Here is a 15,862-nt window from a genome sequence, read left to right as displayed (position 1 = left end):
GATGATGACGAAGATGAAGATGCTGGCGATGGTGGCAGGCGGTCTCGTGCTGGGCGCGCCGCTCGTGGCATGCGCGCAGGACGACGTGATCGCGAATGCCGCGCAGGCGTCGGTCACGCAGGCCGACATCGCCGGGCTGTTGAAGACCGTGAGCGCGGAAGGGCGCGAGCGTCTCGCGGCCGATCCCGCGGCGCTGGACCAGGTCGTGCGTTCGACGCTCGCACAGAAGGCCGTGCTGGCCGAGGCGAAGTCGAAGGGCTGGGACCGGCAGCCGCAGGTGCAGGCAGCCGTCGAGCAGGCGCAGCGCGAAATCGTCGTGCGCAGCTATCTCGCGTCGGTGAATGCGCCGCCGGCCGACTACCCGTCGGACGCGGAACTCCAGTCCGCCTACGACAAGAACCGCGCCGCGTTCACGGCGCCGCGCGCGCTGCATGTCGCTCAGATCTATATCGCGGTGCCGCCGAACGCGGATGCCGCGACGCTCGACAAGGCGCGCAAGCAGGCCGCCGATCTCGCGAACCGCGCACGCAACGGCGATTTCGCGGCGCTGGCGAAGGCGAACTCGCAGGACAAGGCGAGCGCCGCGAACGGCGGCGATCTCGGTTTCGTGCCCGAGCAGTTGATGGTGCCGGCGGTCCGTCAGGCAGCCGACGCGTTGAAGCCGGGCCAGGTATCCGCGCCGATCCAGACGCCGGCCGGTTTTCACGTCGTGAAGCTGATCGAGATACGCGCGGCCGCGCCGCGTCCGCTGGCCGACGTGAAGGAGCAACTGCGCGCGATGCTGCGCGCCCAGCGCACGCAGCAAAATACACAGGCGTATCTCGCGAAGCTGGCCGCGAACGCACCGATCAACGAAGACGCGCTGAAGAAAGCGCTCGCGTCGGCTCGGTAGGCGCGCTCATGGCCACGCTCCGTTCGACGCCGCGCGTCGAGGCGCCCGACGCGCGTACGCCGGCGCGTCGTCGCTCCGCCGCCTCCGATCGTCCGCGCATGCCGAAGGCGAACCCGTGGCCGGGCCGGCCCGGCGAGTGGCCGACGCATTGCCCGCTTTGCTTCGGCGCGCTGGAGCCGCTGCCCGGCGCGGGCGGCTATGCGCGGCACCGGAGCGCGCGCTGTTCCGCGCAGTGCGTGCTCACCACACGTCAGTATCAACCGGAGGAGCCGACGATTCGCGGCTCGCGCGACGTGCAGGTCGCGGCCCGTCATCGGGACCGCTTCATTGCGCAGTGGCCGCGCCATTACGCGCTGATGCGGCGCGCGTGGCCCGCACTCACGATCGGGCGCTTCATCGCGGTGATCTCGTGCGCGGATGTCGCGGATCTCTGGTCGTACCGGACGTTGCGCGAAGACGATCTCGCCGCCGTGCTGCTCGTACTGGCCGGTTTCCTGCGCGTGCCGGATGTGTCGGGCACCGCTGCGCCGGGTGCCCATATGCCCGCTGCCGGTACGCCGGCCGACGATGCGCGCGCGCCGGCCGTTCGCTGGGTGCGCTTCTGGTTCGACGCGAGCGTGCGCGACGTCGGCGATTTGTGGACGGCCGGCAACGACGCGTCGCCGCTGTTTCGCGTCGACTACCGGGAGCCGCTCGTCACGCCGTATCCGACCGGCGCGCAGGTGCACGCATGGCAACCGGTCGACGGCATGCGCGATGCGTGGGCGCGATATGTCGATGCGGGCGAACCGGCCGTCGACGCAGCCGATCGCGCGGCGTTCGGGCGCTTTCTGGCCCGCGCGCCGGGGTCGGGTGCGGGAGCATGAAGGCATGCGCGCGATGGCGTCGTTACCGATGGAGGCGCGGATGAAGAGGCGACGAAACGGCGTCGCGGCGATCGCCTGCCTGCTGCTGGCGGCCGGCGCGCACGCGCAGGGCGGCCGCTCGACGGCGGCCGAGCCCGGCTCGGCCGCGAAGCCGGTGTGCGTCGACGCGGAAGTCGACGGCAAGCGCGCGCTGTCGTACGACTGCCTGAGCGAACAACTGAAGCCGAAGGCCGAGCCGCAGGCGGGCGCGTCGCAGACGGATTCGGAGCGGTTGTCCAAGCAACCGTCGAACCGTCTCGGCACGTTCAACCTGTCGACCGAGCGGAACCGCTTCGGGTCGAACTGGGGCAAATCCGTTACGCCGCAACGGCCGAATGCGCCGGTTGCCGTGCCGCCGAAGTGAAGCGCTTGCGCAGCCGCGGCGCGCGAACGGTGCGGTGGGCCAACGGTGTGGGAACAGGCACGGGCCGGTGGCGCACCGGCGCGAACCGACGAGGAGCAGCAACGTGAAATCGGGCAAGCACATCGGCAGCGTGGCGGCGCTCGCGGCCGGGCTCGCAGTGACGCTCGCCTGCGCATGCGGCGCGGCCACGGGCGCCGAGCGCGCGGTGCAGGGGGCCGGCGCGCCCACGGTTGCGCTGCCGAACTTCGCGGCGCTCGTGCGGCGCGTCGGGCCGGCGGTCGTCAACATCAGCGTCACGCGCGAAGTCACGCAGATGGGGATCCAGTTGCCGCCCGGCATCGCGCCCGATCATCCGCTCGCGCCGTTTCTCGCGCGGCGCGTGATCGGCAACCGCGAGGAGGTGAGCCTCGGCTCCGGCTTCATCGTGAGCGCGGACGGCGTGATCCTGACCAACCGGCACGTGGTCGGCGACGCGGTCGCCATCGACGTGAAGCTGACCGACAAGCGCCAGTTCAAGGGGCGGGTGATCGGCAGCGATCCCGTATCCGACGTCGCGGTGATCCGCATCGATGCGCACGACCTGCCGGTCGTCGCGACCGGCGATCCGGCGCGCACCGAGGTCGGCGACTGGGTGATGGCCATCGGGTCGCCGTACGGGTTCGCGAATACGGTCACGCAGGGCATCGTCAGCGCGAAATCGCGCTCCCTGCCCGGCGAACAGGCGATTCCGTTCATCCAGACCGACGTGCCGATCAATCCCGGCAATTCGGGCGGCCCGCTGTTCGATCTGAGCGGCCGCGTGATCGCGATCAACTCGATGATCTTCTCGAAGACGGGCGGCTACCAGGGGCTCGCGTTCGCGATTCCGATCGACATCGCACTCGACGTGAAAGATCAGTTGCTGCGCACCGGCAAGGTCACGCGCGGCCGGCTCGGCGTGGCCCTGCAGGAAGTGAGCCAGGCGCTCGCGCGTTCGTTCGGTCTCGCGAGCCCGGACGGCGCGCTGATCACGATGGTCGAGCCGGACGGCCCGGCCGCGCGCGCGGGCCTGAAGGCGGGCGACGTCGTGCTCGCGGTCGACGGCAAGCCGGTCGCGGAATCGGCGGATTTGCTCGGCATGGTTGCGGGCATGCGGGCGGGGCGGCAGACGGATCTGCTCGTGTGGCGTGCGGGCCGGGCGATGCACGCGATCGCGACGGTCGGCGCGTTCGACAGCGGCACGGCGTCGGCCGGCGGCGAACAGGGGCCCGCGCGGTTCGGGCTCGCGCTGCGGGCCGCGACGGAACAGGAGCGCCAGCGGCTCGGCGTCGGCCAGGCGCTCGTCGTCGAACAGGCGACCGGCCAGGCGGCGCGCGCGGGGTTGCAGCCCGGCGATGCCGTGCTGTCGGTCAATGGCGTGCCGGTCGCGAGCATCGGCGCGCTGATGGCCGGGATCGATGCCGCGCACGGCAACGTCGCGCTGCTGGTGCAGCGTGGCGGCACGCGGCTGTATGTGCCGATCGAGATCGGCCGGGCGGATTCGTCGTCGAAACGGGAGGCGGGATGAAGCGAATGCGCAAGCAGGGCGCATCGGGATGGCTGGGTGCGATCGTCGTCGCGTCGGTGCTGGCCGCGGGCGTGGCCCCGGCCCCGGCCGTCGCGCAGACGGCCGACGTGCCGCAAGCGTGGATCCGCTACGGACAGCTCGCCGGGCAGCAGTTCCAGACGTGGCTCGAAGCGGACGGCGACGCGGCCGACCGGCTCCACCGCTATCTCGAGACGCGGGTGCTGAACGCACGCGCCGATGCGCCGCCGCCTGCGATCGTCGTGCGTGCGTGGATCGGCGCGAACGGCGTCGTCACGCGCGTCGAGTTCGCGTCGCTCGGCGATCCGGATGCGGACGCGACGCTGCGACAACTGCTGACGGCCGGCCCGCTGAGCGAGCCGCCGCCGCCCGACATGCTGCAGCCGCTGCGCGTGCGCCTGCGGCTCGCACCCAATCCCGACGCGGCGGCCGCCGCACCGGCGTCGGCGGCGCGCATGCCATGACGTTCCGGACCGGGTAGACGCTGGCGGATATCGTAATAAGATATGACGATATTGCATCGGCGGGACAATGATGCCCCGCTTTCCTGAGAGGAGCTATCCGTGCAACTGACCCAGTTAGGCGGGCATGTCGCCCAATCCGGCATCGCCGAGCGGCAAAAACACGCGCAAGCGCTGATGTTCGGGATGGCGAACATCGACGAGTACGTGTCCGGCGGCGTTTGCTACGACGCTGCGGCGTATGTCCGGTATCTGCTGCGCGCCGACGCGATGATCGCGCCCGGTGCGCTGCTCGACACGAACGGTCAGCAGTGGAGGACGCGCTTCAACTTCGAGACCGGCGATCAATGGGACGGGCGCGCGAGCATTCCGGCGGGCACAGCGATCGGCTTCGCCCGCGGCGCCAATGTCTTTCACGCCGCGATCGCCGTGGGCGGCACCCGGATCCGCGGGATCAACGGCGGCCTGCTGGGCGCCGGATGGCTGCATCCGGTCGATCTGGCACGGGTGCTGCAGCCGGATCCGGCCGGCGGCTTTACGTACGATCGCACGACCATTCGCGTTTATCTGTCGCGCCTGTAGGCTGTCCGGCTTCGAATTTCACGCCGTTTCCGCCGTTTCCGCCATTACCCGTTGGCGGCCGCGCGCCGGCGCCGCGCGGCCGCTTTGCCGCCGTTCGGCGATATCCGCATGGCGTCGCGCCGTCCAACGCTGCTATCCTCTCGACCTTGAATGACGCGTCATGGCGGCGTGGGCGCGCATGCCGCCTCGCGGCGCCGCGCACCGTGTGAGCCACGCGCGCACTGAGGTAGCATGACTGAATATCCACGACGATCCATGACCTGTTTCGTGACCGACTTCCTTCCGTCCATGTCCACATGGTCAAGACAACGATGAGCGATGCACCCGATCCGGCAGCGCCCGGCGACGACGAGCCGTCCGGCGGCGCGTCGTCGTATCTGGTGCCCGGCCTCGAACGTGGGCTGCGTATCCTCGCCGAATTCTCCGCGCGCGAGCCGGTGCTCGGCGCGCCCGAGCTGTCGAAGCGTATCGGCATTCCGCGCACGACCACGTTCCGCCTGCTGCAGACGCTCGAAGCGCTCGGTTTTCTCGAACGCGTGAACGGCGATCGTTATTTCCGGCTCGGCGTCGGCGTGCTGCGGCTCGGCTTCGAATACCTGAATTCGCTCGAACTGACCGATCTCGGTGCGCCCGTGCTCGAACGGCTGCGCGATTCCACCGGCCTGTCGACGCACCTGCTGATCCGCGACCAGCGTGACGTGGTGTTCGTCGCGAAGGCGCAGAGCAATGCGTCGATGTTCGGTTCGGTGAAGGTGCACGTCGGCACGCGCCTGCCCGCGCATGCGACCGTGCACGGCCACGTGCTGATGGGCGACCTGACGCGCGACGCGTTGCGGCAGCTCTATCCGGAGAAGAAACTCGAACAGTTCACCGAGCGCACGCCCGGCACCGTGGACGAACTGTACGAACGCGTGCGTCATTACGCACGGCTCGGCTACGCGGTCAGCGAGGCGGCGTTCGAGAGCGGCATTTCGGCCGTGACCGCGCCCGTGCGCGATCACTCGGGTTCCATCGTCGCGGCGATCACCGCGACGGTGCCGCGCTCGGAGATCGGCGACGCCGGCGAGAAGGAGCGGCTCGTCGAAGCCGTGTGCGGCGCGGCGGTCGATCTGTCGCAACGGCTGAACTATCGACCGCTCGAAAGCGACCCGACGTTCGCGCATGCGCGCCACAAGGTCGCGATGTTCTGATCCACCGAACGCGCCGCATCGCGCGGCTGCGCCGATCGCCGGCAACCCGTCGCCAACGAGAAAAGAGCAGCCCGCGGGCTGCTCTTTTCGTTTCCGGCATCGGGCAAGCGCGTCCGCCGTCGCTCAGAACGAGTGGTGGATGCCGGTCAGCACGATCACCTGGTTCGCGGTGCTCGACGCGCCGGCCGTGAAGAACGCGGCTTTTGCGCCACCCGAACCGTGTTCGTAAAGCACGTTCGCATACAACTGCGTGCGCTTCGACAACGCGTAGATGTCGCCGAGTTCGACCTGAGTCCAGCGGCGGCCGGCCAGCGTCGTGGTCGCCGCGCCGCCCGCGATCGTGTTGAACGCGCTGCTGCGGTAGTTCACGCCCGCGTCGTAGCTCTGGAACGTGTCGGAAAACCCGTTCGACTGCATCTTCACGCGCGTGTAGAGGCCGTGCACGAGGAAGTCGCCGATCTGGTACGACGCGCCCGCGCCGATGTTCTCGACCTTGTTCGCGAGGTAGCCGTTCGCGGTGTTCTGCCCCTGGAACGACGCGATGCCCGTCTGGCCGATCAGGATCGAGCGATCGTGCTCGTTCGAGTAGACGGCCGACGCCTTGAACGGCCCGTTCGCATAGTTCAGCGCGACGCCGATCGATTTGCCGGTCGAGAAGTTCGTCGTGTTGCCGAGCGCGAGCGTCGCCGCGGCCGAGAAGCCCGCGAAGCTCGGCGAACGGTACTTGATCGCGTTGTTGTACGGCACGTTGCCGGTCGCGGCGAGCCCGTCGATGTTGCCCGGGTGGAACGCGTACCAGCTCATCGCGAGGTACGCGGTGCTGAGCGGATCGAGATAGTCGAACGCCAGCGGCGTCTGGCGGCCGAGCGTCAGCGTGCCGTAGCGCTCGGCGCTGAGGCCGACGAACGCCGCGCGGTTCCAGATCGTGTTCGCGGTCGCGAACTGGCCGTTGTTCGTATAGAAGCCGTTCTCCAGCTGGAAGATCGCCGACAGCCCGCCGCCGAGATCTTCCTTGCCTTTCAGGCCCCAGCGATCGGGCTGCGTATTGCCCTGGATCATCGCCCACTTTGCGTGGCCGCCGACGTTGTTCACGTACGCGACACCCGCATCCAGGCTGCCGTACAGCACCACGCTGCTCTGCGCCCACGCGCCCGACGCGGCGCCCATTCCGATGACTGCCGCTGCTACCGCATGCTTGACCATTTTGTCTCCTGACTCTCCAACCTGATGAAAACGTGTTGTGACGGGGCTGCGCAGGGACGGCCGGCCGTCGCGCATGTTCATCGCCGAGCGGGCATTTTCATGTTCCATATAAGGAACAATGTACCTCTAGTGGAATGAAGTATAGAGGTGTCCGACGGGTGGTCAAAAATAAATTTATCGGGCCGGATCGGGTGGGCGCTGATCTGCAACATGGGTTCGAGAATCCGGAAAAACGGACCTAAATCCCCGCAACCAAACAAAAAATCACATTTGACGAGATAGGCCGTGGCGATCGTCGACCCGCCGGTCGGTGTTTTCCCTAGGACATGCAGCTTTTTGTTTTACTCGCGAAAGGTCGCTCCTATAATCACCATCCATAAACTGTTGTTCCTGATATGGAACAAATCGAGAGTCGATCAGAAGGAAGGGTGCGAGATGTCTGAGCAATGGATTTGCGCCGGTCACGCCGGCGCGCTGTCGGAAGACACGCCGATCGAGTTCAAGCGGACCGACGGTGTGGAAATCGGGATCTACCGCGTCGGCGACGACGTGTATGCGCTCGAGAACGTATGCCCGCATGCGTACGCGCTGCTGACGCAGGGGTTCGTCGACGAAGGCACGGTCGAATGCCCGCTGCACGAGGCGGTGTTCGACATCAAGACGGGCGAATGCCTGAAGGGGCCGGGCGGACGTGCGCTGAAGCAGTACGCGGTGCGTCTTGCCGGCGAGGAAATCCAGATCAAGGTGGAATGACATGAAAGAAGCGACCGTCAACTTCAATCCCTTCCTGAAGCCGTGGCTGGCGCCGCAGCCGAACAACGTCGCGGGCAAGGGGCAGATCGAGATTCCCGGCCAGGTCGAGAACCAGGTCTGGCAGAACCGCAAGGCCGAACCGACCCAGTACGAGAACGACCTCGGCGATGCGCTCGAACGCGTGTTCGAGAGCGGCGCGACCGAGCTGGACGATGTCGTCGCGGGCCTGAACCGCATCGGCTTCCGCGCGCCGGACGGCACTGCGTGGACCGCGGAGCGCTTCCGCGCCGAAATGGCCTCGCTGGCGGAATGAGCGCGCGCGCTGCGTGACCGCCGACCCGACGACAACCGCATCCGGAGCACATCGATGACGTCCCCCGCACAATACGAAGCCCAACGCGACCCGGTCCGCGACTACCTCGACCGCGGCATCAAGAACTACTGGTATCCCGTCGCGCCGAGCTGGCAGGTGTCGAACGCACCCGTCGGCCTCACGCGCCTGTCCGAGCAGATCGTGCTGTGGCGCGATCACGAAGGAAAAGTCCATGCGCTGGAAGATCGCTGCCCGCACCGCGGCGCGCGTCTGTCGCTCGGCTGGAACCTCGGCGGCAACATCGCATGCTGGTATCACGGCATCGAAGTCGACGGCGGCGGCACGGTCAACCGCGTGCCGGCCGTGTCGAACTGTCCGCTCGAAGGCACGAAGTGCGTGAAGTCGTATCCGGTCGAGGAGAAGGCCGGCGCGATCTTCCTGTGGTTCGGCGACGAAGCGCACGGCGAGCCGGCGCCGCTGAACCTGCCGGAAGAGCTCGTGGCCGACGAGTACGGCCATTTCCTGTGCGTGTCGAACTGGAAGTGCAATTACCAGTACGCGATCGACAACGTAATGGACCCGATGCACGGCGCGTACCTGCACGCGACGTCGCACTCGATGGCCGAAGGCGACAAGCAGGCCGACATGCGCGTGCGCAAGACGGATACGGGCCTGATGTTCGAGAAGATCGGCCAGCGCGACGTGAACTTCGACTGGGTCGAGCTCGGCGAAACCGGCTGCCTGTGGATGCGCCTCGCGATTCCGTACAAGCAGAAGTTCGGCCCCGGCGGCAACTTCGGGATCATCGGCTTCGCGACGCCGGTCGACGGCGACCACTGCCAGGTCTATTTCTGGCGTACCCGCAAGGTCAGCGGCTGGCAGCGCGACGTGTGGCGTTTCATGTACCGCAACCGTCTCGAAGGCTTGCACTGGGACGTGCTCGAACAGGATCGCTACGTTCTCGAAAGCCTCGCGCCGCATGCGCGCGATCACGAATACCTGTATCAGCACGACGTCGGCATCACGCGCGTGCGCCGGATGCTGCGCCAGCGGGCGCAGGAGCATCTGTCCGCGCTCGACGCGCATCGCGCGGCACACGCCGCTTCGGAGCCGGCGAATGGCTGAGTTCGCTCCGGTCGTGGCGCTGCCCGGTCGGCGCGTGCTCGTCACGGGCGGCGCGCGCGGTCTCGGCGCCGCGTTCGTGAAGGCGCTGGTCGAAGCGGGCGCGCAGGTCGCGTTCGGCGACGTGCTGGCGGAAGAGGGCCGCGCGCTGGCCGCGCAGCTCGCACAGGCCGGCCACACCGCGCATTTCTTCGCGCTCGATCTCGCCGACCCGGCCAGCATCGACGCCTTCGTCGCGCAGGGCGCGGCGGCGCTCGGCGGTATCGACGCGCTGATCAACAACGCGGCGATCACGAACTCGGGCGGCAAGCTCTCGACGGAGCTGGACGTGTCGACGTGGGACGCCGTGATGAACGTGAACGTGCGCGGCGTGTGGCTCGTCAGCAATGCGGCGTTGCCACACCTTGCGCAGTCGGGGCGCGGCGCGATCGTGAACCTGGCGTCGGACACCGCGTTGTGGGGGGCGCCGAAGCTGCTCGCGTACGTCGCCAGCAAGGGCGCGGTGATCGCGATGACGCACGCGCAGGCACGCGAGTTCGGCGCGCACGGCGTGACGGTCAACGCGATCGCGCCGGGGCTGACCGAAGTCGAGGCGACCGCGTACGTGCCGGCGGAACGCCACGCGTTCTACCTGCAGGGCCGCGCGCTCGCACGTGCGCAGGTGCCCGACGACGTGACGGGCCCCGTGCTGTTCCTGCTGTCGGACGGCGCGCGCTTCGTGACGGGGCAACTGCTGCCGGTGAACGGCGGCTTCGTAATGAATTGAATCGAAGTTTTCACTCGGAATGAAGGAGAGGACGATGGCGGACGCCGATCTCGAACGCAAGTCGTGGGACCAGCCGGAAGGCGCAAGCTTCAACGACTGGATGGAAGGGCGCGTCGCGCGCTACGCGACGCGACGCTACGACTGGGACGCACTGAAGTTCCAGGCCGACTACGACCCGAAGTACCGCCGTGCGCAGATGCGCTATGTCGGCACGGGCGGCACGGGCGTCGCGAAGGACGTCAACACGGTGCCGGCCGGCAACTTCACGTTCTCGACGATGGTCATCCCGGCCGGCAACATCGGGCCGAGCCACATCCATGTCGACGTCGAGGAAATCTTCTTCGTGCTGCGCGGCAAGATGAAGGTGATCTGCGAGCGTGACGGCGAGACGTGGGAAGCGATCCTCGGCGAGCGCGACCTGATCTCGGTGCCGCCGGGCGTGTATCGCACGGAAATCAACATCGGCGAGGAAGATGCGCTGATGTGCGTGATGCTCGGTTCGCCGAAGCCGATCACGCCGACGTATCCGCCCGATTCGCCGCTCGCGAAGATCAAGCGTTGAGACGGAGTGGGTGAAGCAATGAGTGTCATCGACAAACGTGAACGCGACCGCACCGCGGCGTTCGCCGCGCTGCTCGGGCAGTTTCCCGAACAGCGTTGCGCAGCCGGCGCGGCGGGCACGATCGGCTACCGCGAGGCCGGCGCGCAGCATGCGGGCCGCGCGCTGCCCGTCGTGCTGCTGCACGGGATCGGCTCGGGCGCCGCGTCGTGGGTCCGCCAGCTCGACACGCTCGGCGCGTCACGACGCGTGCTTGCGTGGGATGCGCCCGGTTACGGCGTGTCGACGCCCGTGCACGGCGCGTCGCCGGCCGCCGCCGATTACGCGGCATCGCTGAACGCGTGGCTCGAGGCACTCGGCATCGAACGCTGCGTGCTGGTCGGTCATTCGCTCGGCGCGATCGTCGCGGGCGGGTTGGCCCGCGTGATGCCCGCGCGCATTGCCGGCCTGCTGCTGATCTCGCCCGCGGGCGGTTACGGCAGCGCACCGGCCGAAACGCGCGAATCGCGCCGCGACGCGCGGCTCGCGATGCTTGCGGAACTCGGCCCGGCCGGGCTCGCCGAGCAGCGCAGCGGCAACATGCTGTCCGGTTTCGCGAACGAGGAGGCACGGGCATGGGTGCGCTGGAACATGGCGCGCATCGTGCCGGCCGGCTATGCGCAGGCCACGCATCTGCTCGCGAACGCCGATCTCGCGGCCGATCTCGCCGGCTTCCGCGGCCGCACGGCCGTGGCCGTCGGCGCGAACGACGCGATCACGCCGTCCGCCGCGTGCGAGCGGATCGCCGCGGCCGCGCACGTCGGGCTGCAGCTGATTCCGCAGGCCGGGCATGCGGGTTATGTGGAGGCGCCGGCCGCCTATTCGGCGCTGATCGATACGTTCTGCCGTCAGTGCGATACGCAACGGGGGCTGGTATGAATTGCCCCCACGCTCACATTCGTTCGCTTGGGGGGGCGCAACCCCCCCATCCCCAGAGAGCATGTCCATCTAAGCTTGGGGCGGCCCGGCGGGAGGCATCATGAGCGAACCGCTGCAACGAAACGCATCCGAAAACGCGAAGGCCGAAGCCAGCTACGTGGTGCCGGGCCTCGAGCGCGGGCTGCGCATTCTCGCCGAATTCTCGCCGCGCGAGCCGGTGCTCGGCGCGCCCGAGTTGTCGAAGCGGCTCGGCATTCCGCGCACGACGGTGTTCCGTCTGCTGCAGACGCTCGAATCGCTCGGCTTTCTCGAACGCGCGGACAAGGATCGCAACTACAGGCTCGGCGTCGCCGTGCTGCGGCTCGGCTTCGAATATCTGAGCTCGCTGGAGCTGACCGATCTCGGCCTGCCGGTGATCGAGAGCCTGCGCGATGCGACCGGCTTCACGACGCACATCGTGATCCGCGACGGCCGCGACGTGGTGTTCGTCGCGAAGGCGCAGAGCCAGTCGCCGGTGTTCAGCTCGATCCGCGTGAACGTCGGCACGCGGCTGCCCGCGCATGCGACGACGCATGGCCACGTGCTGATGGGCGACCTGTCGCTGAAGGAGCTGCGTGCGCTGTATCCGGAAGGCGCGCTGAGCCGGATGACGAGCGCGACGCCGGAAACGGTCGATGCATTGTACGAAGTGATCCGCGAGGATGCGCTGCGCGGCTACGGCGTCAGCAATTCGTCGTTCGAGCGCGGGATCTCGGTCGTCACGGCGCCGGTGCGCAACGAGACGCAGCGGATCGTCGCGTGCATCACGGTGACGGTGCCGCGTCCGGAGATCGACGCGGCGCTGATCGCCGACGGGCTGATCGACAAGGTGCAGCGCGCGGCGGCGGAATTGTCGCGTCGGCTCAATTACCGCTCGGATGACGAGCACACGTTTCTCAAGGCTTTAGGACTCCGATGATTCAGATCGATCTGACCGGGAAGGTGGCGGTGGTGACGGGCGGTTCGTCCGGCATCGGCCTCGCGACGGCCGAGCGGTTCCTGCAGGCGGGCGCGTCGGTCGCGATTTGCGGCCGCGACGGCGACCGCCTCGCACGCGCCGAGGCGATGCTGCGCGGCAAGTACGCCGATGCGCAACTGCTGGCCACGCGCTGCAACGTGCTCGACGAAACCGACGTGGCCGGATTCGCGCAAGCGGTGTCCGCGCGTTTCGGCCGCGCCGACATGCTCGTCAACAATGCCGGCCAGGGCCGCGTATCGACCTTCGCCGACACGACCGACGACGCGTGGCGCGAAGAACTCGAACTGAAGTACTTCAGCATCATCCGCCCGACGCGCGCGTTCCTGCCGCTGCTGCGCGACGCGCAGGCGCCGACGATCACCTGCGTGAATTCGCTGCTCGCGTTGCAGCCGGAGCCGCACATGGTCGCGACGTCGTCGGCGCGTGCCGGCGTGCTCAGCCTCGTGAAGTCGCTCGCAGCCGAGCTGGCGCCGCAGCGCATCCGCGTGAACTCGATCCTGATCGGCATCGTCGAGTCGGGGCAGTGGCGCCGCCGCTACGACACGCAGGCGCAGCCCGGCGAAAGCTGGGAGGACTGGACGGGCGCGCTCGCCCGCAAGAAGAACATTCCGCTGAATCGCTTCGGCAAGCCCGACGAGGCCGCCTGGGCACTTTTTTATCTCGCAACGCATCTGTCGTCCTACACGACGGGCAGCCATATCGACGTTTCTGGAGGCTTTGCACGCCATGTCTGAAAAAACCACGGTTGGCGAGCTGATTGCCGCCTTTCTCGAGCAGTGCGGCGTGAAGACCGCATTCGGTGTCATCTCGATCCACAACATGCCGATCCTCGACGCGATCCACTCGCGCGGCAACATCCGGTATGTCGGTGCGCGCGGCGAAGCGGGGGCGTTGAACATGGCCGACGGGCTGGCCCGCGTGTCGGGCGGCCTCGGCGTCGCATTCACGAGCACGGGCACGGCGGCGGGCAATGCGGCCGGCGCGATGGTCGAGGCGCTGACGGCCGGCACCGCGCTGCTGCACGTGACCGGGCAGATCGAGACGCCGTACCTCGACCAGGATCTCGCGTACATCCACGAAGCGCCGGACCAGTTGTCGATGCTCGACTCGATCTCGAAGGCCGCGTTCCGCGTGCGCACGGTCGAAACCGTGCTGCCGACGATCCGCGAAGCCGTGCGCATCGCGCAGACCGCGCCTACGGGCCCCGTGTCCGTCGAGATTCCGATCGACATCCAGGCGGCCGAGATCGAATGGCCGGAAGATCTCGCACCCGCGCACGTCGCGGTGCGCGAGCATGACGAAGCCCGCGTCGCGAAGCTCGCCGACGCCCTCGCGGCCAAGCGCCGCCCGCTGCTGTGGCTCGGCGGCGGCGCGCGTCACGCACGTGCGGAAGTCGAACGCCTCGTGAAGCTCGGCTTCGGCGTCGTGACGAGCGTGCAGGGGCGCGGCGTGCTGCCCGAGGATCATCCGGCGACGCTCGGCGCGTTCAACGTGCACGCGTCGGTCGAAGCGTTCTACAAGACCTGCGACGCACTCGTCGTGGTCGGCTCGCGTCTGCGCGGCAACGAAACGCTGAAGTACAAGCTCGCGCTGCCGCAGCCGCTGTTCCGCATCGATGCCGATGCGCTCGCCGACAACCGCGGCTATCGCAACGCGTTGTTCGTGCATGGCGATTCGAAGCGCGTGCTGGCCGAGCTGGCCGATCGCCTCGAAGGTCGCCTGTCGGTCGACCCGCAATTCGCGGCCGATCTCGCGGCGGCCCGCGAGGCGGCAGTGGCCGACGTGGCGAAGGGCCTCGGGCCGTACAAGAAGCTCGTCGACATGCTGCAGGCTGCCGTCGGCCGCGACTACAACTGGGTGCGCGACGTGACGATCTCGAACAGCACGTGGGGCAACCGCCTGCTGAAGATCTTCGAGCCGCGCTCGGGCGTGCATGCGCTCGGCGGCGGCATCGGCCAGGGCATCCAGATGGGCATCGGCGCCGCGCTCGCGGGCGCGGCGGCGAAGACGGTCTGCCTCGTCGGCGACGGCGGCCTGATGGTCAACGTCGGCGAGCTCGTCACGGCCGTGCAGGAAAACGCGAACGTGATGATCGTGCTGATGAACGACCAGTGCTACGGCGTGATCCGCAACATCCAGGACGCGCACTACGGCGGCCGCCGCTGCTTCGTGCAACTGCACCAGCCCGATTTCGCGCAGTTCTGCGCGAGCTTCGGCCTCACGCACTACCGGATCACGTCGCTCGACCAGGCCGAAGCGATCGTGCGCGAAGGGCTCGCGAAGGAAGGGCCGGTGATGGTCGAGGTCGACATGCTGTCGGTCGGCTCGTTCGCGTCGGCATTCGCCGGCCCGCCGGTGAAGAAGGAAGCGCCGACGGAGCGCCAGTATGCGTAACGGGCAACAGCGGGCGCATGCCCCCGTCGACGTCGCGATGATCGGCTTCGGCGCGATCGGCGCGGCCGTGTACCAAGCGGTCGAGCACGATGCGTCGCTGCGCGTCGCGCACGTGATCGTGCCGGAACACCAGCGCGCGGCGGTGCAGGACGCGCTCGGCGGCGCGGTGGAGGTCGTGTCGTCGGTCGACGCGCTGGCCCGCCGCCCCGAGTTCGCGCTCGAATGCGCGGGCCACAGCGCGCTCGTCGACCACGTCGTGCCGCTGCTGAAGGCCGGCACCGATTGCGCGGTCGCGTCGATCGGCGCGCTGTCCGATCTCGCGCTGCTCGACGCGCTGTCGCAAGCGGCAGACGAAGGCGGCACGACGGTGACGCTGCTGTCCGGCGCGATCGGCGGCATCGACGCGCTGGCATCCGCGAAGCAGGGCGGACTCGACGACGTGTTGTACGTCGGCCGTAAGCCGCCGCTCGGCTGGCTCGGCACGCCGGCCGAGGAACTGTGCGATCTGCGCGCGATGACCGAGGAAAAGGTGATCTTCGAAGGCACCGCGCGCGACGCCGCGCGGCTGTACCCGAAGAACGCGAACGTCGCGGCGACGGTCGCGCTCGCGGGCCTCGGCCTCGACGCGACGCACGTGCGCCTGATCGCCGATCCGGCGGTCGCGCGCAACGTGCACCGGATCACCGCGCGCGGCGCATTCGGCGAGATGTCGCTGGAAATGAGCGGCAAGCCGCTGCCCGACAACCCTAAGACGTCCGCGCTGACGGCGTACAGCGCGATTCGTGCGCTGCGCAACCGCGCGGCCCGCTGCGTGATCTGACCGGACCATCGAGCGTCCGCCCGCGCCACGGCGAGGGC

At 68.4% G+C, this 15,862-nt stretch carries 18 protein-coding genes; 17 read left to right on the top strand and 1 reads right to left on the bottom strand.

Going from position 1 to position 15,862, the window contains the following annotated elements:
* Position 1: 1 nt before the first annotated feature.
* The 7 genes from WS89_RS04845 (at position 2) to WS89_RS04815 (ending at position 5,958) form a co-directional block, all read left to right on the top strand.
* Complete coding sequence (locus tag WS89_RS04845; RefSeq protein WP_059789671.1) at positions 2-892, top strand: peptidylprolyl isomerase; 891 nt, start codon at positions 2-4, stop codon at positions 890-892.
* A gap of 8 nt (positions 893-900) precedes the next feature.
* The gene (locus WS89_RS04840; RefSeq protein WP_059789670.1) at positions 901-1,758 is read left to right on the top strand and encodes a hypothetical protein; all 858 of its coding nucleotides are present in this window, start codon (positions 901-903) and stop codon (positions 1,756-1,758) included.
* Between the two features lie 40 nt (positions 1,759-1,798).
* The gene (locus WS89_RS04835) at positions 1,799-2,161 is read left to right on the top strand and encodes a hypothetical protein (RefSeq protein ID WP_059789744.1); all 363 of its coding nucleotides are present in this window, start codon (positions 1,799-1,801) and stop codon (positions 2,159-2,161) included.
* A 103-nt stretch (positions 2,162-2,264) separates the two neighbouring features.
* Positions 2,265-3,707: a Do family serine endopeptidase gene (locus WS89_RS04830; protein WP_059789743.1), complete on the top strand. Its 1,443-nt coding sequence runs from the start codon at positions 2,265-2,267 to the stop codon at positions 3,705-3,707.
* Entirely contained in the window at positions 3,704-4,189 is a 486-nt protein-coding gene (locus tag WS89_RS04825; RefSeq protein WP_059789669.1) for a hypothetical protein, read from the top strand. The genes WS89_RS04830 and WS89_RS04825 overlap by 4 nt, the downstream gene beginning before the upstream one ends.
* Before the next feature lie 99 nt (positions 4,190-4,288).
* On the top strand, positions 4,289-4,768 hold the full coding sequence (gene tecA / locus WS89_RS04820) for a type 6 secretion system effector deamidase TecA (RefSeq protein ID WP_059500225.1): 480 nt from the start codon (positions 4,289-4,291) through the stop codon (positions 4,766-4,768).
* A 296-nt stretch (positions 4,769-5,064) separates the two neighbouring features.
* Positions 5,065-5,958: an IclR family transcriptional regulator gene (locus tag WS89_RS04815; protein WP_027780959.1), complete on the top strand. Its 894-nt coding sequence runs from the start codon at positions 5,065-5,067 to the stop codon at positions 5,956-5,958.
* A 123-nt stretch (positions 5,959-6,081) separates the two neighbouring features.
* Here the strand turns inward: WS89_RS04815 and WS89_RS04810 are convergent, their stop codons facing one another.
* Positions 6,082-7,161 carry a porin gene (locus WS89_RS04810; protein ID WP_059789668.1) on the bottom strand — a complete coding sequence of 360 codons (1,080 nt, stop codon included), beginning with the start codon at positions 7,159-7,161 and terminating at the stop codon, positions 6,082-6,084.
* Between the two features lie 435 nt (positions 7,162-7,596).
* On the opposite strand from WS89_RS04810, the gene WS89_RS04805 reads away from it, so the two are divergent.
* The 10 genes from WS89_RS04805 (at position 7,597) to WS89_RS04760 (ending at position 15,824) form a co-directional block, all read left to right on the top strand.
* Positions 7,597-7,914: a non-heme iron oxygenase ferredoxin subunit gene (locus tag WS89_RS04805; RefSeq protein ID WP_006489883.1), complete on the top strand. Its 318-nt coding sequence runs from the start codon at positions 7,597-7,599 to the stop codon at positions 7,912-7,914.
* Position 7,915: 1 nt separating this feature from the next.
* Positions 7,916-8,227, top strand: coding sequence for a recombinase-like helix-turn-helix domain-containing protein (locus tag WS89_RS04800; protein WP_059500227.1), 312 nt, complete (start codon positions 7,916-7,918; stop codon positions 8,225-8,227).
* A 54-nt stretch (positions 8,228-8,281) separates the two neighbouring features.
* Positions 8,282-9,352, top strand: a complete 1,071-nt coding sequence (locus WS89_RS04795; RefSeq protein ID WP_059500228.1) for an aromatic ring-hydroxylating dioxygenase subunit alpha — start codon at positions 8,282-8,284, stop codon at positions 9,350-9,352.
* Positions 9,345-10,115, top strand: coding sequence for an SDR family oxidoreductase (locus WS89_RS04790; RefSeq protein WP_059789667.1), 771 nt, complete (start codon positions 9,345-9,347; stop codon positions 10,113-10,115). Before WS89_RS04795 ends, WS89_RS04790 begins: the two co-directional genes overlap by 8 nt.
* Before the next feature lie 34 nt (positions 10,116-10,149).
* Positions 10,150-10,677 (top strand): cupin domain-containing protein, encoded by a 528-nt coding sequence (locus tag WS89_RS04785; protein ID WP_034204576.1) that lies wholly within the window; start codon positions 10,150-10,152, stop codon positions 10,675-10,677.
* A gap of 18 nt (positions 10,678-10,695) precedes the next feature.
* The gene (locus tag WS89_RS04780) at positions 10,696-11,592 is read left to right on the top strand and encodes an alpha/beta fold hydrolase (protein WP_059789666.1); all 897 of its coding nucleotides are present in this window, start codon (positions 10,696-10,698) and stop codon (positions 11,590-11,592) included.
* Between the two features lie 100 nt (positions 11,593-11,692).
* Positions 11,693-12,550: an IclR family transcriptional regulator gene (locus tag WS89_RS04775; protein ID WP_059500231.1), complete on the top strand. Its 858-nt coding sequence runs from the start codon at positions 11,693-11,695 to the stop codon at positions 12,548-12,550.
* Positions 12,547-13,344: an SDR family oxidoreductase gene (locus WS89_RS04770; RefSeq protein ID WP_059789665.1), complete on the top strand. Its 798-nt coding sequence runs from the start codon at positions 12,547-12,549 to the stop codon at positions 13,342-13,344. Before WS89_RS04775 ends, WS89_RS04770 begins: the two co-directional genes overlap by 4 nt.
* Entirely contained in the window at positions 13,337-15,004 is a 1,668-nt protein-coding gene (locus WS89_RS04765; protein WP_059789664.1) for a thiamine pyrophosphate-binding protein, read from the top strand. Before WS89_RS04770 ends, WS89_RS04765 begins: the two co-directional genes overlap by 8 nt.
* The gene (locus tag WS89_RS04760) at positions 14,997-15,824 is read left to right on the top strand and encodes an aspartate dehydrogenase (RefSeq protein WP_059789663.1); all 828 of its coding nucleotides are present in this window, start codon (positions 14,997-14,999) and stop codon (positions 15,822-15,824) included. The genes WS89_RS04765 and WS89_RS04760 overlap by 8 nt, the downstream gene beginning before the upstream one ends.
* Positions 15,825-15,862: the final 38 nt, after the last annotated feature.

It is taken from the genome of Burkholderia sp. MSMB1072 (assembly GCF_001524725.1).
Lineage (GTDB): Bacteria > Pseudomonadota > Gammaproteobacteria > Burkholderiales > Burkholderiaceae > Burkholderia.
Note: the sequence above shows the minus strand (reverse complement) of the source record. Positions and strands in the feature narration are given on the sequence as shown.